Raw genomic sequence first — 16,152 nt, forward strand, 5'->3', positions numbered from 1 at the left:
AAGCGATCAGTGGCTCGAGGCGACGAAGGCGAGCGCCTGGAAGTGCTCGACAATCGGCCCCAGCGCCAGAGCGGGGAAGAACTGCAGGCCGCCGAGGATCAGGATCACCCCGATCAGCAGGCCGACGAAGAGACCGCCGTCGGTCGGCATGGCGCCGGCCGTGGGGGCGAGCTTGGGCTTGGCCGCGAGCGCCCCGGCGATGGCCAGCACCGCCACGATGGGAGCAAAGCGCCCGAACATCATCGCCAGGCCCAGGGTGACGTTCCACCACGGGGCGTTGGCGGTGAGGCCCGCGAAGGCCGAGCCGTTGTTGGCCGTGCCGGAAACGTAGGCGTAGAGGATCTCCGACAGGCCGTGGGGTCCGGCGTGCATCAGGCCCTTCAAGGCTTCCGGCAGGATCGCGGCGAAGGCGGCGAAGCCCAGCATGAACAGCGGGATCACCAGCACCGCCAGCATCGAGAACTGGATCTCGCGGGCCTCGATCTTCTTGCCGAGATATTCCGGCGTGCGGCCCACCATCAGCCCGGCGACGAACACCGCCAGCAGGGCCATGACGACCATGATCGCCACGCCCGAGCCGATGCCGCCGGGCAGGATCTCGCCCAGCTGCATCAGGAACATGGCTGCCCCGCCGCCCAGGGGCATCAGGCTGGAGTGCATGCCGTTGACCGAGCCGTTGGAGGCCCCGGTGGTCATGGCGGCCCAGACGGCGGTCGAGGGCGCGCCGAAGCGGACCTCCTTGCCTTCCATGTTCACCGACGTGTCGACATGCGCCGCGACCTGGGCCGGCGGGGCCTGGGTCTCGGTCACATAGATCGCGGCCGCGCCGGCGCTGAGCAGCACCATGGCCGCCACGACCAGGGCGCGGACGTCCTTCTTGGCCAAGACGCTGCGGCCGAAGGCGAAGAAGGCGGCCCAGCCCAGCACGTTGATCGACACCGCCGTGATCAGGTTGGTCAGCGGGGTCGGGTTCTCGAACGGATGGGCGGAGTTGGCGTTGAAGACGCCGCCGCCATTGATGCCCAGCTGCTTGACGGCCAGTTGGCTGGCGGTGGCGAAGAGGGAGATCTTCTGCTCGCCGCCTTCGAGGGTGTGGGCGGTGACGCCGGCGGCCAGGGTCTGGGGCACGCCCAGGGCCACGAGCACCAGGGCGACCACCACGCACAGCGGCAGCAGCACCCACAGCGTCGTGCGGATCACGTCGCTCCAGAAGTTGCCGACGTCCTCGCCCTTGCTGGCCAGGAAGCCGCGCGCCAGGGCCGCCGCGATCGCCGCGCCGGTGGCGGCCGAGACGAAGTTCTGCACCGTCAGCACCAGCATCTGGCTCAGCGTCGACATGGTGGTCTCGCCGCCATAGCTCTGCCAGTTGGTGTTGGTCACGAAGCTGACGGCGGTGTTGAAGGCCAGGTGCGGCGAGAGGCCCGCGAAGCCCTGCGGGTTCAGCGGCAGCACGCCCTGCAGGCGCAGCACGCCATAGACGAGGAAGAAGCCGACGGCGTTGAAGGCCAGCAGGGCGCCGGCATAGCCGATCCAGGTCTGGCCCTTGCGCGGATCGACCCCGCAGGCGGCGTAGAAGAGGCGCTCGACCGGGCCGAGCACGGGGTCGAGCCAGGTGCGCTCGCCGTTCCAGACGCGCGACATGTAGACGCCCAGCGGCCAGCCGATGCCGACCGCCAGGCCAAGCGTCAGGGCGATTTCCGCCCAGCCTTGCCAGTTCATGTGAGTTTATCCGAAGAGCGTCAGAAGCGGTCCGGCCGCATCAGCGCCGTGACCATGTAGGCCGCGACGACGATCGCCCCGGCTCCCCAAAGCGCGTTCACGAACAAGGTCATGCGCGCCTCAATGCGATGGCGAAAAGGCCGAAGGCCAGAAACAGCCCTCCGCCCAGCGCCAGGAAAATGATGTCAGCCACGTTCGGCCTCCTTCCAGTTGGCGCGGAAGGGACCACGGAGCCGCGTAAGGGCTCCATTCGGGAGATGTGAGCCGCGCATAAGCGCCGCATAAAGACCGGCCGCCGCGGCAAGCCATGCTGCAACGCAGCGCGTACAAGGGTGCAGTTTGGCGAGATCAAGGTTTTCGGCAAACTTTGCCGGCAGCCTTAGAAACAAGGCGTTATCGTGACAAGCGCCCGGTTTCCGAACAACTTGGCGCCGCGCGGAAATTTACTCTTGTTTGCATCGCAAAATCGCGAAACGGTGGCAGCCGATCCAAGTCACGCGCGTTCTGGGCTCATGTCACCGCTGTTTCCAACCTTGGTCATCGTGGCCCTGCTGGCTCTGCTCATCTGGCCCAGCATCGAGCCCCGCCTGCGCCGCCGCGGACGCGGCCGCAGCCGTCGTCGCAGCTATTTCCGGGATTAGAGGGCGCGATCCAGGGCGCCCGCTGCTCCCTTCCCCGTAAAATCCCCGCGAAAGCGGGGACCCAGGCTTTTCCCGTTCCCTCTCCCCTTGCGGGAGAGGGTGGCCCCGCGGAGCGGGGTCGGGTGAGGGGTCTCTCAGATCTCAACACCGCGTGGGGCGGACAGGCCGGGTGAAGCGTCTCAAGTTTGAGAGACCCCTCATCCGTCGGCCTTCGGCCGCCACCTTCTCCCGCAAGGGGAGAAGGGACGCTGACGGGGATAGATCGCTGCCAATCCCCGTCGACCGCGCCAAGAACCCCAACCAATCCAACCCCTTACAACTTTCTCACCGCCCTGGATCAGACGCGCTCAAACCACCCGCATAATAACCCCGTCTCGCCGCACCGAAGGGGCGCAAGGCCAGCGACCATGCGGCGGCGGGATGCGATCGAGCGGGACTGGGGCGGATTGGGAAGATCCGTCGCGTCCGGGACCTGGCGCTGGCCAGGCCCGCCCGCCGTCGGCTTGGGCGAGGACTACAGAGCACCCCTCTCCTCGTCGCCGTCCAACAGGGAAACCTCGAAGGCGGTCCTGGTAAGGCGTTAAGAGCGCCGCCGCCCGGGAAGCCGGCAGCCAAACGACCGCGCGGAGCGCCTTGGCTTCGTCGAAACGGTAACAACATAAGCACCTCCGGGCGTCGCCCGGGCGCTCCGCTCCCCTTCATCAGCTCGCAGCGAAAGCGCGGGGACGAAGCGCCGTGCTCACCCCCTCCGGCCCTTCGGGCCACCTCCCCCAGAGGGGGAGGATCCTTGCGCTCCAGATGCTCGCCCTCTGGGGGAGCTGTCGCGGAGCGACTGAGGGGGTCCGCCGCAGGCGGAACCTCCCCCTCTGGGGGAGGCGGCCGAAGGCCGGTGGGGGGACGTTTTCAGCTTTCGAGGCGTCGGATATCTCGCACCACCTCCCCCCTCCGATCGCTGCGCGATCGCCTCCCCCACAGGGGGAGGTTCCTCGCGAGCGGCCGCCACCTTCTCCCGCAAGGGGAGAAGGGCCCCACCTACGACTCCAGCTCGATGTCCCAGTAGAGGTAGTCGAGCCAGCTGGCGTGAAGGTGGCCGGGCGGGAACTTGCGGCCGCGGTCCTGGAGTTCGTGCATCGAGGGCCGGCGCGCCGTGTGGAACGGGTGCATGCCCGCCTCGCGCGGGGTGCGGCCGCCCTTGGCCAGGTTGCAGGGCGCGCAGGCGGTGACGATGTTCTCCCAGGTGGTGCGGCCGCCGCGCGAGCGGGGGATCACGTGGTCGAAGGTCAGGTCCTCGGGCGAGGCGCAGTACTGGCAGCTGAAGCTGTCGCGCAGGAACAGGTTGAAGCGGGTGAAGGCCGGCGGCCGCTCCTGCGGCACGTACTGCTTCAGCGACACCACGCTGGGCAGCTTCATCTCGAAGGACGGCGAATGGACCACGTGGTCGTAGGTCGAGACGACGTCGACGCGGTCGAGGAACACCGCCTTGATCACCTCCTGCCATGGCCAGAGGGACAGCGGATAATAGCTCAGCGGCCGATAGTCGGCGTTGAGCACGAGCGCCGGCATGCCGGACGGGGGGCGGGTCAGCACCTGCATCAGGGCCTCCCGCTCATGGAACCGACGAGGTCCCTATGGGGCTGGTACGCGGTCGGACTGAAGACGGGCCTCCTTCCTACGCAAATCAGGGAATCGCCATTCACTCCCGGACGCACAGAAAGGATGATCCCAATCGGCGACAGAACCAAGACGAAGCTTGCGAAAGTTCGCCCCCTACGCCGTCAGCGTGATCTCGCCGCGCCGAACGCCGCCATAGCAGGCCCAAAGAAGATGCGCCGCCACCCCGCGATAAGGTTTCCAGGCCTCCGCCCGGACATAGGCCGCCTTCTCGTTGGGCCTGACCTCCAGCCCGTCGGCCCAGCGCATGGCTTCCTGCAGGGCGACGTCGCCGCCGGGGAAGACGTCGATGCGGCCCTCGCAGAACATCAGGAAGGTCTCGGCCGTCCAGCGGCCCACGCCCTTGATGGCGACCAGGGCCGCCACGGCCTCGGCGTCGGGCAGGGCCTTGAGGGCGTCGAAGTCGCAGGCGCCCGTCAGGTGCGCGTCGGCGATCTCACGCAGATAGCGCACCTTGGGCCGCGACAGGCCAAAACCCTGGAGCGCGGGATCGTCCAGGGCCATCAGGGCGTGCGGTGTCATGTCGGGCAGGCCCGCCTGCACCCGCGCCCAGATCGAGGCGGCGGCGGCCACCGAGATCTGCTGCTCGACGATCATCCTGGCCAGACCGGCGAAGCCGCCGGGTCTAAGACGCCATTCGAAGACGGGGGTCACCGCCTCCAGGCGGCCGAACAGCGGGTCGGCCTGCGCCAGGTGGGCGCGGGCGGCGGCGATCAGGTCGGGGGTGGGAGCAGAAGCGGAGATCACGCCGGCGAGGAAGCCCTCGCCGGGGATCGCTGGCAATCCGAAACTTGCGGCGGGCTCACGACCTCAGCCGATGGCGACGATCTCGACCTCGCCGCCGGCGACCATGGCGGTGTCGCCGACGCTCTTGCCCATCAGGGCGCGGGCCAGGGGCGAGACATAGGACACCGAGCCCTTGGCCGGATCGGCCTCGTCCTCGCCGACGATGCGGAAGGTCTGGGTGCGGCCGTCTTCCCGGTCGAAGGTGACCGTGTCGCCGAACTGCACGCTGGTGCGGCTCTCGTCGCGCTCGACCGGCTGGGCGGTGCCACGGCGGGCCGACCAGTAGCGCAGGTCGCGGGTGGCGCGGGCCATGGCGGTGCGGTCTTCCGCGACGCCGCCGGCGGCCTGGGCCGCGGCATAGGCGGCGCGGGCGGCGGCGAACTCGGCCTCGATCATCGCCAGGCCTTCGGCCGTGACGAGATTGGGCTGGGTCGAGATCGGACGGTCGGGAAGGTCGGCGGCGAAGGCCTCGGCGTCGCCTTCCTTGGTGAAGGCCACGCTCATCGGGCGTCTCGCGGGAAATGGGAAAAGACAGTCATCAGACGGAAACCCGAGGTGTCGCGGGTCGTTCCGCCGGCTCGGCTATGGCCGAGCGGAGCGCCGGTTTCAAGTCGAGCGGCGCACCCCGGCGGCCGTCCCCGGACAGGCCGGGACGGCCGCGACGGACATTTCGTCCTTACAGCGCGATCGCGAGCACGGCGCCGGCGACGGCCAGAGCGGCCACCAGGAAATAACCGATGGCGACGCGGTCGAAGATGCCTTCGAAGGCTTCAAAGCTACGGTTGGTCATCACACACATCCTTGAAAGTTGTTTCGCGCCGACCCCCTCGGCCAGCGTGGTCCAGCGGCGGTCTCTTGATCGGCCGATCCATCTGAACGATGCTTAGATAACACGGATCTAAGCGGCGTCAAGATATCTTGACAATGTTTGGATGAATTTTCGCTACGTAAGGGATAGAGTGCCGCCCGATGACTCTCGCCTCGCCCGAAGCCGCCCGTCCCTATCACCACGGCGATCTCAGCCGCGCCCTCGTCGAGGCCGCCCGACGGATCCTCGAGACCGACGGCCCGGCGGCCCTGTCGCTGCGCGCGGTGGCCCGCGAGGCCGGCGTCAGCCCCGCCGCGCCCTACCACCACTTCAAGGACAAGGGCCAGTTGCTCGACGCCGTGGCCCACGAGGGCTGGGTGGCGCTGGACGAGGCGCTGATGAAGGCCCGCCACGACAGCGAAAGCGACCGTCAGCGGATGACCAACCTGGGCGTGGCCTATGTCACCTTCGCCCGCGACAACCCGGCGCTCTACCGGGTGATGTACGACTGCTCGCGCGACAAGGACGCCCTGCCCGACCAGATGAAGGAGGAAGGGGCCTACTGCCAGGTGCGCAACACCATCGCCCACCAGGCCGGTCCCGGCGTCTCGGAGATCGACCTGGAGCTGGCGACCATCGCCGCCTGGTGCGCCGGCCATGGCCTCGCCGAAATGAGCGGCTTCAAACAGTTCGCCGGCCTGAAGGCCATGCTCGGCGGCGAGGAAGCTTTCCTGAAGGCGGTGTTCGACCACCTGGGCATGTTCGCCAAGTTCGATCGCGGATGATCTCCTCCCCCGTGAAACGGAGGACTTGGCGCGGATGAGTTTCGCCACCCGCTTCGCCCCCTCCCCCACCGGCCATCTGCATCGCGGCCACGCCTTCTCGGCCCTGACGGCCTTCAAGGCCGCGCGCGAGACCGGCGGGCGCTTCGTGCTGCGCATCGAGGACATCGACGCCACCCGCAGCCGGCCGGACTACGAAGCGGCGATCCTGGAGGACCTGGCCTGGCTGGGCCTTGCCTGGGAGCAGCCCGTCCGCCGCCAGTCCGAGCACCTGGCCGACTATCACGCCGCCATCGACGTCCTGCGCGAGCGCGGTCTCGTCTATCGCTGCTTCAAGACCCGCAAGGAGCTCGATATTGGCCGCGCCCCGCACGAGCCGGCCGTTCCCTATCGCGGCGCGCCCCTGCCCGCAGCCGAAGAGGCCGAACGCCTGGCGCGCGGCGAGGCCTTCGCCTGGCGGCTGTCGCTGGACGCCGCGCAAGCGACGCTGGGCGGCTTCGAAGCCCTGAGCTTCGTCGAGGAAGGCGCCGGTCCCGAAGGCGAGACCGGGCTGATCAAGGCGCGTCCCGAGACCGCCGGCGACATCGTGCTGGCCCGCAAGGACGTCGGCGTCGCCTATCACCTGGCCGTGGTGCTGGATGACGCCTTGCAGAACATCACCCACGTCATCCGCGGCCATGACCTGTTCGAGGCCGCCCACATCCAGCGCCTCTTGCAGGCGCTGCTGGACCTCCCCGTCCCGACCTACCGCCACCACGGCCTGCTGGTCGGACCAGACGGCAAGCGCTACGCCAAGCGCGACAAGGCCCAGACCCTGCGCGAACTGCGCGCCGCCGGCGTGACGCCGCGGGCGCTGCGGGCGGAGATGGGCGTCTAGCCGCCGCCCGCCTGCTCCACCAGCTGGCCCATGGCCTTGAGATAGCGGGCGAAGGCTGCCCGGCCGGTGTCGGTCAGGCGTACGCGGGTCAGGGGCTTGCGGCCGACGAAGCTCTTGTCGATCGAGACATAAGACGCCTCCTCCAGCTTGCGCAGGTGGATGGAGAGGTTGCCCTGGGTGACCTCCAGCAGGTTTTTCAGCTCGGTGAAGTCGGCGACCTCGGCGCTGGCCAGGTAGGCGACGATGCCCAGCCGCACCCGGCCATGGATGACGTCGTCGAGCCCGCTGATGTCGAACCGTTCCGCCACGCCCGCCTCAGGCCGCCGCGCGCTGGGCTTGGCGCATCAGGAAGAAGCCGGGGACCATCATGAAGCCGAACAGGCCAATGCTGGCGATCAGCAGGTAGAGGTCCGCCCGATCGACCAGCAGTCCCAGGGCGACGCCCGAAGCCAGCCAGCCCAGCGAGACCACCAGCATCCAGGCCCGCTTGCGCAGGGCGAAGACGGCGTACCAGACCGCGCCCTGCATCACGAACACCACCGCCGGATGGAACAGCCAGTAGCGGAAGTCGTGATTGCGGGCGGCGGCCACGGCGAAGACGATGATCAGCGCCAGATTGGCCAGGCCCGCCCCGGCGAAGGCGGCGTTGATCGCCCGGTGGGCGACACCGCCCTTGGGCTTCCTGCGCTCAACCACGATCACGATCGTCATCAGCACCAGGAAGATCAGCGTCGGCAGCCAGGCCAGGATCAGGTTGCCCAGCCCTCCCAGCGACAGGACGCCCTTCTCCTGGGCGAAATAGACCAGGGTCTGGATCCCGTAGAGCAGGCCGGCCGATCCATAGAGGGCCCCGCCGGCGACGCCGAACCCGCCCCGCTCGGCGCCGCCCTCGGCGATGCCGCGCAGGAAGGCCAGGTCGTCCTGCACCGTCTTCAGCTTGTCGTTCATGGGCGCGGCTCCGTCGCGAACATCATGCAGGGTCAAAGGATTCGTCCCAACAGCGGCATGCGGCGCAGGGCCATGGTCAGCAGCCAGCTCAGCGCCGTCGCCCCGACGAACACCGCCGCGCCCTTCGCGAGGCCGCCCCACGCGGCGGGCAGCAGCATCCAGGCCAGCCACGAGGTGAAGACGTAGTGCAGCAGGTACATGCCGTAGGCGTTGGCCTGCAGGCTGGCGCCGATCGGACCGGTCTTGCGGGCGAAGCGCAGGAAGGTCGCCAGGGCGGCGAACGACAGGGCCGCGCAGCCCAGCGCGAACATCATGCCGCCGAGCACGTCCAGCACCGGCCGGGGCGGCGGGTTGGGCGAAAAGGCGACGATCAGCACGGCCACGCCGCCGACGACCGGGACGATCGGCGCCAGTTGCCAGACCCACCAGCGCTTGGCCAGCTTGCCATCAGGATCGGTCAGGCCTTGGCCGACGCCGGCCGCGCCGACGGCGGCGCCCGCCAGGAAGTAGACGAGGTAGTGGCCGATGCGGGCGGTCTGCACCGATAACGGCCCGACCATCGTCCAGTGGCCGAACGGCGTGGTCATCGACAGCGGCAGATAGGCCGCGAGGCTGATGGCGACGAGACCCAGGAAGAACCGGCCGGGCCTGGCCTCCGCGCCCTTGACCAGACGCCCGAGGGCGTCGATCGCGCCAGGAGCCAGGGCGTGCAGCCCCGCGATGATCGCTGCGAAGGCCAGCAGCACCCACAGGAACCAGGCCGGGCCACCGGGCCAGAACGGCAGATGGGTCCAGGCCTGCGCGAAGGCGCCCAGCGACGGCGCGCCGCCCGATTGCAGCCAGGCGGGACAGTAGGCCAGCGGCGCCAGCAGGCCGGCGCCGATCACGAACGGAACGCCCAGACGCAGCGCCCGCCCCTTCAGGAAACCGCCCGCGCCCTTGGTCCGCAGGCCCTGGGCGACGAACAGGCCGGAGATGAAGAACATCAGCGACATGAAGAACGTGTCGTTGACCAGGGTCAGGATCCCGAACGCCCCGACCTTCTGCGGATCGACGACCGGGAAGGCCGTCCACAGGATCGGCGGCGCGGCGAACGCCTTCGGGGCCGGCGCGTAGGGGTGATAGGTCATCGCCGTGTGGTGGGCGATCACCAGCAGGGTGACGAAGGCGCGCAGGGCGCCGATCGGGGCGTTGCGACCGTCGTCGACGGTCGGTCTCTCCAGGGTCTTGAGCGGCGCGTGCATGGCTTCCTCCCCCACCCGTCTCGGTGGCGAGCCGCACACTGTATCAACTAGTTTGTTTTGTAAACTAGTTAGAAAACGGCGTTCTAAATCGCACGTGTCGCTGATCGAGTTCGACGAGGAGTATCTAGGCCGCCGCCTGCGCCGCCTTGGTCGCGCGAGCTTCACGCAGCAGGCCGATGGCCCGCAACGCCATCTCCAGGCGCGAGACGGCGAACAGGCCCACGCCCAGCACCACGAAGCCGTCGGTCAGCAGCACGGCGTTGATGTGCCAGGCCTGGGCTTCGGATTCGAGGAAGGCCTTCAGGGCGAAGCGCACGACGAACAGGCCCAGCAGGAACAGGATCGCCGCCGGCGAGGGCTTGGTGTTGAGCTCGTGGGTGTCGGGATCGATGGCGATCGGAATCAGGCGGCCGCGCCACCAGCCGATCGTCGCGCCCACGGCGAAGATCAGGCCCAGCCACAGCCAGTCGGTCCCATGCGGCGTGAACTGCACGAACAGGAAGATCGTGGCGGCGACCATGATCGCCGGCAGGATCCACATGAACTCCAGCTTCAGCCGCCGCTCCTTGTTCATGGCGCGGAAGCGCAGGGCGAAGACGATGGCCACGACCGCCGCCGTGATCCCGTAGCTGATCAGTTTCTGGTTTCCGTGATCCACGGCCGTTCCCCCAACACACACGCGGCCACGCGCCGCTTCCCCGGAGCGGATGAGCACCTCAAACCGGCGCTCTCGTCAATCGCGAGCGGGCCTGCTCCAGTAGCGATAACGATAGGCCGTCGAAAAACCGCGCGCCGCGTAGAGGGCGATGGCCGGGGCGTTGGCGGCCTCGACTTGCAAATAGGCCGTGCGCGCGCCCAGCCCCTCGGCCTCGGCCAGCAGGGCGTCGAGCACCCGGCGGGCCAGGCCCCGGCGGCGGAAGTCCGGATCGGTGCGCATGCCGAAGATTCCCACGGCTTCGCCATCGACCGCGCAGGCGCCCAGGGCGGCGGCGCGCCCTTCGACGGCCAGACGGGCGAACCGGGCCGGGGCCGGAATGCGGGCCAGGGCTTCGAGCCGCTCGCGGGCGTCGGCCAGGTCGCCCTTGGCCGAGGCGACCAGCACCGCCTCGAAGGCCGGGTCGGGCGCGGTCGACAGGGTCACGTCCGGATCGGCGAGGCCGGCGACGGCGCCGGTCATCACCAGGGTTTCGCCATGGGTCTCGTAGCCTCGGCGGGCCAGGCGTTCGGCCAGATCGGCCGGCGACGTCGCGTCTTCGGTCAGCTTGAAGCGCACGGGCAGGCCGCGCGCGGCGTAGAAGGCCTCGACCGCGTCGATGGCGGCCTCGGGGTCGCGATCCGGCTCGCCCAGCGGCCAGCAGGCGTTGATGCGCAGCGAGAAGCCGTCGGCAGCGTTCAGCCGCCAGCCGCCCAGGCGTTGCCGCTCACGAGCGGGCCAGGCACCGTCGGCGATCGGTTCGAGAACGTCGGGGCTCATTTCTCTTTCAACAGGGCTTCGACCAGGCCGCGGGCCTCGGGGCTGGACCAGTCGGCCTCGCCGGCGATGCGGGCCCGCTCGCGGCCCTGCTTGTCGTAGATCACCGTGGTCGGATAGCCGATCGCGCGCGGCTGGAGGTCGAACGACAGCTTGTAGGACTTGTCGCGGAACGAGACGAGCGGCGGGTTCTTGGCCATCTCGGCCTTGATCAGGTTGACGTCGTCGTCGCGGTCCATGCTGACCGGCAGCACCTTCAGCGGCTGGGTGGGATAGGCGCCCGCCAGCTTGGCCAGGGTGGGCATCTCCTTCTTGCAGGGCGCGCACCAGGTGGCCCAGAGATTCATCACCACCACCTGCCCCTTGAAGTCGGCCAGGGTGTGCGGTTTTCCGGCCATGTCGGTGAAGACGGTGGCCGGCGCCCCGCGCGGCGACTTGGGCACATCCAGCTTTGCTAGGGACGCCTTCTTGAATTCCGTGAGGTCGGCGGCTTCTGCGGGTTTGAACGAAGCCTGGGCGATGACGTATAGGACGCCGACGACGCCGACGAGCATGACGGCGCCGATGGCCCATTTCAGGGGGCCGGGCTTCGGCTTGGTCACCGCACCGTTCGACTGGACTTCGCTCATATGACCGACACCGCCTCCAAAACGCCCGCCGCGAACGGCCAGGGCCAAGCCATGTGGGGCGGACGGTTCTCGGCCAAGCCGGCGGAACTGATGCAGGCGATCAACGTCTCCATCGGCTTCGACAAGCGCCTCTGGGCGCAGGACCTGGCGGGCAGCCGCGCCCACGCGCGGATGTTGATCACCCAAGGCGTCATTGCAAGCAGCGACGGCGAGGAAATCCTCGAGGGCCTGGCCAAGATCGAGGACGAGCTGGCCACCGGGACCTTCCCGTTCCGCGACGAGTACGAAGACATCCACATGAACATCGAGGCGCGGCTGCGCGAGCTGATCGGCCCGACGGCCGGCCGGCTGCACACCGCCCGCTCGCGCAACGACCAGGTGGCCGTCGACTTCCGCCTGTGGGTGCGCGACGCCGCCGACCGCTCGGCCGGCCAGCTGGTCGCCCTCCAGAAGGCGCTGCTGGCCCAGGCCGAGACCTATGCCGACGCCCTGATGCCGGGCTTCACCCACCTGCAGCCGGCCCAGCCGGTGACCTTCGGCCACCACCTGATGGCCTATGTCGAGATGTTCGGCCGCGACGCCAGCCGCTTCCGCGACGCCCGCGCCCGGATGAACGAGTGCCCGCTGGGCGCCGCGGCCCTGGCCGGCTCGCCCTTCCCGATCGACCGCCACCAGACGGCCGCGACCCTGGGCTTCGACCGTCCGACCGCCAACTCGCTGGACAGCGTCTCCTCGCGCGACTTCGCGCTGGAAGCCCTGTCGGCCGCCTCGATCACCGCCACGCACCTGTCGCGCCTGGCCGAGGAGATCGTGCTGTGGACGACGCCGATGTTCGGCTTCATCAAGCTGACCGACGCCTTCACCACCGGCAGCTCGATCATGCCGCAGAAGAAGAACCCCGACGCCGCCGAGCTGATCCGCGCCAAGGTCGGCCGGATCCTGGGCAGCCTGACCACCCTGACCGTGGTCATGAAGGGCCTGCCGCTGGCCTATTCGAAGGACATGCAGGAGGACAAGGTCCCGACCTTCGAGGCCTTCGACGCCCTGGAACTGAGCTTGCTGGCCATGGCCGGCATGATCGCCGACCTGACCCCGAACACCGAAAAGATGGCCGCCGCGGCCGGCGCCGGTTTCTCGACCGCCACCGATCTGGCCGACTGGCTGGTGCGCGAACTGAACATGCCTTTCCGTGACGCCCACCACGTGACAGGCTCGGCCGTGAAAGCCGCCGAGACCAAGGGCGTCGATCTGTCGGACCTGTCGCTGGCCGAATTCCAGGCCATCGAACCGCGGATCACCGACGGGGTCTACGCCGTCCTCACCCCGGCCGCCTCGGCGGCCAGCCGCATGAGCTATGGCGGGACCGCCCCCGCCCAGGTCCGCGCCCAGATCGCGCGTTGGAAGGAAACCCTGGCATGATCCGTCCCGCCACGCTGCTCGCCATCGCCGCCCTGGGCCTGACCGGCGCCGCCCTCTCCGCCTGCGGCAAGCAGGCCGAGCTGGAGCGTCCCGCGCCGCTGTGGGGTCCGGAGAAGAAGGCCGCCGAAGCCTCCAAGCGCCGCGAAGCCTCGGCCCAGGCCAACCAGCCGGCCCGCCCGAACGGCACCCAGGAGAACATCGACCCGGCGTCGAGCAACCGCACGACCCGCGCCGCTCCGCTGCGCGGCGCGCCGTCCGACCCGTTCGGCGGCCCGTCCGCCGCCGGCTTCCCGTCCTCGACGCCGAACTGATCTCCCCGAAAGCATTTCTGTGAACCACTTCGAATACGGCCCCGAGGGCCTCGCCTGTGAAGGCGTCCCCCTGGCCAGGATCGCGGCCGAGGTCGGCACGCCCGTCTACGTCTATTCCCGCGCCACCCTGGAGCGGCACTTCACCGTGTTCCGCGACGCCCTCGTGCAGGCCGGCGTCGTCGATCCGCTCGTGGCCTATGCGGTGAAGGCCAATTCGAACGTGGCCGTGCTGAAGGTGCTGGGCGACCTGGGCGCCGGCGCCGACACGGTGTCGGAAGGCGAGGTCCGCCGCGCCCTGGCCGCCGGCATTCCCGGTGAGCGCATCGTGTTCTCGGGCGTGGGCAAGAAGCGCGAGGAGATCGCCTTCGCCCTGAAGGCCGGCGTCGCCGAGATCAACGTCGAGTCCGAGCCGGAGATGGAACTGATCGCCAGCGTCGCCGCCGAGCTGGGCGTGCGGGCCAAGATCGCCTTCCGGGTCAACCCGGATGTCGCGGCCGGCGGCCACGCCAAGATCGCCACCGGCAAGTCGGAGAACAAGTTCGGCGTCTCGTTCGCCGAGGCCGCCCGCCTCTACGCCAACGCCAGCAACAACGCCGCGCTGGAGCCGATCGGGGTGGCCTGCCACATCGGCAGCCAGATCACCGACCTCGAGCCCATGCGCGCCGCGTTCACGAAGATGCGGGGCCTGGTCGAGCAGCTGCTGGGCGAGGGCCTGTCGGTCGAGCGCCTGGATCTCGGCGGCGGCCTGGGCGTACCCTATTTCAACCACCCCGAGCCCCCGCCCCCGGCCGCCTTCGCCGCCATGGTGGCCGAGGTGACCAAGGGCCTGCCGGTGAAGCTGGCCTTCGAGCCGGGCCGGGTCATCGCCGCCAACGCGGGTGTCATGGTGTCGGAAGTCATCCACGTCCACGAGCGTCCGGAAGGCCGCAAGTTCCTGGTCATCGACGCGGCCATGAACGACCTGGTGCGTCCGGCCATGTACGACGCCTTCCACGACATCCGGCCCGTGCTGCCGCGTGACGGCGAGACGGTCTACGACGTGGTCGGCCCGGTCTGCGAGACCGGCGACACCTTCACCCGCGACCGCGCCCTGCCGCCGTTCGGGCCGGGCGACCTGGTGGCCTTCATGTCGGCCGGGGCCTATGGCTCGGCCATGGCCAGCGAGTACAACACCCGCCCGCTGGTCCCCGAGGTGCTGGTCGACGGCGATCGCTACGCCGTGATCCGCAAGCGTCCGACCTATGACGAGATGCTGGCCCGGGACCTTGTTCCGGACTGGGTGTAGGCCAAAGCGGCGGCGGCAAATTCTTGCGCGTCGCCGCCCTGCCCGCTCCCCGCCCGCAAAGTCTCGCCCCCAAACGCCCTTTGGGCTAGAAGCCTCGCCATGTCGCACAACACCTTCGGTCACCTGTTCCGCGTCACCACCTGGGGCGAGAGCCACGGGCCCGCCCTCGGCTGCGTCGTCGACGGCGTGCCGCCGGGCATCCTGCTGACCGCCGAGATGATCCAGGGCTTCCTCGACAAGCGCCGGCCGGGCAACGGCAAGTTCGTCACCCAGCGCCAGGAGCCGGACGCGGTGAAGATCCTGTCGGGCGTGTTCGAGGACGAGCGCACCGGCGGCCAGCGCACCACCGGCACGCCGATCAGCCTGATGATCGAGAACACCGACCAGCGCTCCAAGGACTATGGCGAGATCGCCCAGGCCTTCCGCCCCGGTCACGCCGACTACCCCTATTTCGCCAAGTACGGCGTGCGCGACTATCGCGGCGGCGGGCGCAGCTCGGCGCGCGAGACCGCCGCGCGGGTCGCGGCCGGCGCGGTGGCGCGGCTGGTGATCCCGGGCGTCACGGTGCGCGCGGCCCTCGTGCAGATCGGCCCGCACAAGATCGACCGGGCCAACTGGGACTGGGCGCAGACCGAAGAGAACCCCTACTGGTCGCCGGACGCCGCGATCATTCCGGTGTGGGAAGAGCATCTGGAGAAGATCCGCAAGGCCGGCTCCTCGACCGGCGCCGTGGTTGAGGTGGAAGCGACCGGCGTGCCGGCCGGCTGGGGCGCGCCGCTGTACGGCAAGCTCGACGCCGAACTGGCCGCGGCCCTGATGTCGATCAACGCCGCCAAGGGCGTCGAGATCGGCGAAGGCTTCGACAGCGCCGCCCTGACCGGCGAGGACAACGCCGACATGATGCGCCTTGGCCCGAACGGCCAGCCGGAGTTCCTGTCCAACCACGCCGGCGGCGTGCTGGGCGGGCTCTCCACCGGCCAGCCGGTCACGGCCCGCGTGGCCTTCAAGCCGACCTCGTCGATCCTGATCCCGCGCCAGACCCTCAACGAGGCCGGGGAGGAGATCGACCTGCGCACCAAGGGCCGCCACGATCCGTGCGTGGGCATCCGCGGCGTGCCGGTGGTGGAAGCCATGACCGCCTGCGTCCTGGCCGACGCCTTCCTGCGTCATCGCGGTCAGACCGGCGGCGGCGCGTTCCTGCCGGGCGGCAGCGGCGAGCGGGTCTAGGATCCTTCGGCGCTCCCAAGGAACCTCCCCCTGTGGGGGAGGCGATCGCGCAGCGATCGGTGGGGGGAGTTGGTGCGAGAATGGCCGGCGCCTCGAAAGCTGAGAACGTCCCCCCACCGGCCTTCGGCCGCCTCCCCCACAGGGGGAGGTTCCTGGGCGTGCGGCTTCGCTCTCACGCGGTGAACCGCTGAGTTGATGGAGAGGGCGCGGGGCGTCCGGGCCTCGCCCGGATGTGTGAGTTCTAAATACCGTTTCGACGAAGCTCTGACGCCCCGCGCGATCGTTCTATCCCTCAGGCCGGGGCGCGCGGGCCTTTTCCGCCCTTCACCCCCTT

The 16,152-nt window shown here is 69.3% G+C and carries 16 protein-coding genes; 6 read left to right on the forward strand and 10 right to left on the reverse strand.

The features are described from left to right. Window positions 1-6: 6 nt before the first annotated feature. The 4 genes from kdpA to greA all read right to left on the reverse strand — a co-directional run bounded on the left by kdpA (window position 7) and on the right by greA (window position 5,321). Complete coding sequence (kdpA, locus tag AC1RRS_RS00510; RefSeq protein ID WP_492853499.1) at window positions 7-1,719, reverse strand: potassium-transporting ATPase subunit KdpA; 1,713 nt, start codon at window positions 1,717-1,719, stop codon at window positions 7-9. Between the two features lie 1,673 nt (window positions 1,720-3,392). Then, window positions 3,393-3,956, reverse strand: coding sequence for an HNH endonuclease (locus AC1RRS_RS00515; protein ID WP_487288647.1), 564 nt, complete (start codon window positions 3,954-3,956; stop codon window positions 3,393-3,395). Window positions 3,957-4,127: 171 nt separating this feature from the next. After that, window positions 4,128-4,814 (reverse strand): DNA-3-methyladenine glycosylase family protein, encoded by a 687-nt coding sequence (locus AC1RRS_RS00520; protein WP_492853500.1) that lies wholly within the window; start codon window positions 4,812-4,814, stop codon window positions 4,128-4,130. A gap of 27 nt (window positions 4,815-4,841) precedes the next feature. After that, window positions 4,842-5,321, reverse strand: coding sequence for a transcription elongation factor GreA (greA, locus tag AC1RRS_RS00525; protein ID WP_492853501.1), 480 nt, complete (start codon window positions 5,319-5,321; stop codon window positions 4,842-4,844). 465 nt (window positions 5,322-5,786) lie between these two features. Between greA and AC1RRS_RS00530 the strand changes: the two genes are divergently transcribed. Further along, window positions 5,787-6,410, forward strand: a complete 624-nt coding sequence (locus AC1RRS_RS00530) for a TetR/AcrR family transcriptional regulator (RefSeq protein WP_110117906.1) — start codon at window positions 5,787-5,789, stop codon at window positions 6,408-6,410. A gap of 34 nt (window positions 6,411-6,444) precedes the next feature. Continuing rightward, the gene (gluQRS, locus tag AC1RRS_RS00535; protein WP_492853503.1) at window positions 6,445-7,284 is read left to right on the forward strand and encodes a tRNA glutamyl-Q(34) synthetase GluQRS; all 840 of its coding nucleotides are present in this window, start codon (window positions 6,445-6,447) and stop codon (window positions 7,282-7,284) included. Here gluQRS and AC1RRS_RS00540 read toward each other — a convergent pair. The 6 genes from AC1RRS_RS00540 to AC1RRS_RS00565 form a co-directional block, all read right to left on the reverse strand. Then, the gene (locus AC1RRS_RS00540; RefSeq protein WP_492853504.1) at window positions 7,281-7,592 is read right to left on the reverse strand and encodes a winged helix-turn-helix domain-containing protein; all 312 of its coding nucleotides are present in this window, start codon (window positions 7,590-7,592) and stop codon (window positions 7,281-7,283) included. The two genes, gluQRS and AC1RRS_RS00540, sit on opposite strands and share 4 nt — an antisense overlap. 7 nt (window positions 7,593-7,599) lie before the next feature. Next, window positions 7,600-8,232: a hypothetical protein gene (locus tag AC1RRS_RS00545; protein WP_487288604.1), complete on the reverse strand. Its 633-nt coding sequence runs from the start codon at window positions 8,230-8,232 to the stop codon at window positions 7,600-7,602. Window positions 8,233-8,264: 32 nt separating this feature from the next. Continuing rightward, complete coding sequence (locus AC1RRS_RS00550) at window positions 8,265-9,476, reverse strand: acyltransferase family protein (protein WP_492853505.1); 1,212 nt, start codon at window positions 9,474-9,476, stop codon at window positions 8,265-8,267. Window positions 9,477-9,600: 124 nt separating this feature from the next. Then, on the reverse strand, window positions 9,601-10,134 hold the full coding sequence (locus tag AC1RRS_RS00555; protein ID WP_492853506.1) for a CcdC protein domain-containing protein: 534 nt from the start codon (window positions 10,132-10,134) through the stop codon (window positions 9,601-9,603). Between the two features lie 75 nt (window positions 10,135-10,209). After that, window positions 10,210-10,950, reverse strand: a complete 741-nt coding sequence (locus tag AC1RRS_RS00560) for a GNAT family N-acetyltransferase (RefSeq protein WP_492853507.1) — start codon at window positions 10,948-10,950, stop codon at window positions 10,210-10,212. Further along, window positions 10,947-11,576 carry a TlpA family protein disulfide reductase gene (locus tag AC1RRS_RS00565; protein WP_492853508.1) on the reverse strand — a complete coding sequence of 210 codons (630 nt, stop codon included), beginning with the start codon at window positions 11,574-11,576 and terminating at the stop codon, window positions 10,947-10,949. The genes AC1RRS_RS00560 and AC1RRS_RS00565 overlap by 4 nt, the downstream gene beginning before the upstream one ends. On the opposite strand from AC1RRS_RS00565, the gene argH reads away from it, so the two are divergent. The 4 genes from argH (at window position 11,577) to aroC (ending at window position 15,818) form a co-directional block, all read left to right on the forward strand. After that, window positions 11,577-12,995 carry an argininosuccinate lyase gene (gene argH, locus AC1RRS_RS00570; RefSeq protein ID WP_492853509.1) on the forward strand — a complete coding sequence of 473 codons (1,419 nt, stop codon included), beginning with the start codon at window positions 11,577-11,579 and terminating at the stop codon, window positions 12,993-12,995. It abuts the gene before it with no gap. Further along, entirely contained in the window at window positions 12,992-13,306 is a 315-nt protein-coding gene (locus AC1RRS_RS00575) for a hypothetical protein (RefSeq protein ID WP_199228294.1), read from the forward strand. The genes argH and AC1RRS_RS00575 overlap by 4 nt, the downstream gene beginning before the upstream one ends. Window positions 13,307-13,325: 19 nt before the next feature. Then, the gene (gene lysA, locus AC1RRS_RS00580) at window positions 13,326-14,591 is read left to right on the forward strand and encodes a diaminopimelate decarboxylase (protein WP_492853510.1); all 1,266 of its coding nucleotides are present in this window, start codon (window positions 13,326-13,328) and stop codon (window positions 14,589-14,591) included. Between the two features lie 99 nt (window positions 14,592-14,690). Then, a complete protein-coding gene (gene aroC / locus AC1RRS_RS00585) occupies window positions 14,691-15,818 on the forward strand; it encodes a chorismate synthase (RefSeq protein WP_492853511.1) in 1,128 nt (375 codons plus the stop codon). Window positions 15,819-16,152: the final 334 nt, after the last annotated feature.

Source organism: Caulobacter sp. GW821-FHT12A07 (assembly GCF_058807655.1).

What these genes read in the sequence shown, in the direction of transcription:
- greA (WP_492853501.1), bottom strand. Translation starts at nt 5,321, where the DNA reads ATGAGCGTGGCCTTCACCAAGGAAGGCGACGCCGAGGCCTTCGCCGCC.
- AC1RRS_RS00545 (WP_487288604.1), bottom strand. Translation starts at nt 8,232, where the DNA reads ATGAACGACAAGCTGAAGACGGTGCAGGACGACCTGGCCTTCCTGCGC.
- AC1RRS_RS00530 (WP_110117906.1), top strand. Translation starts at nt 5,787, where the DNA reads ATGACTCTCGCCTCGCCCGAAGCCGCCCGTCCCTATCACCACGGCGAT.
- AC1RRS_RS00575 (WP_199228294.1), top strand. Translation starts at nt 12,992, where the DNA reads ATGATCCGTCCCGCCACGCTGCTCGCCATCGCCGCCCTGGGCCTGACC.
- kdpA (WP_492853499.1), bottom strand. Translation starts at nt 1,719, where the DNA reads ATGAACTGGCAAGGCTGGGCGGAAATCGCCCTGACGCTTGGCCTGGCG.
- gluQRS (WP_492853503.1), top strand. Translation starts at nt 6,445, where the DNA reads ATGAGTTTCGCCACCCGCTTCGCCCCCTCCCCCACCGGCCATCTGCAT.
- AC1RRS_RS00565 (WP_492853508.1), bottom strand. Translation starts at nt 11,576, where the DNA reads ATGAGCGAAGTCCAGTCGAACGGTGCGGTGACCAAGCCGAAGCCCGGC.
- AC1RRS_RS00560 (WP_492853507.1), bottom strand. Translation starts at nt 10,950, where the DNA reads ATGAGCCCCGACGTTCTCGAACCGATCGCCGACGGTGCCTGGCCCGCT.
- argH (WP_492853509.1), top strand. Translation starts at nt 11,577, where the DNA reads ATGACCGACACCGCCTCCAAAACGCCCGCCGCGAACGGCCAGGGCCAA.
- AC1RRS_RS00550 (WP_492853505.1), bottom strand. Translation starts at nt 9,476, where the DNA reads ATGCACGCGCCGCTCAAGACCCTGGAGAGACCGACCGTCGACGACGGT.
- aroC (WP_492853511.1), top strand. Translation starts at nt 14,691, where the DNA reads ATGTCGCACAACACCTTCGGTCACCTGTTCCGCGTCACCACCTGGGGC.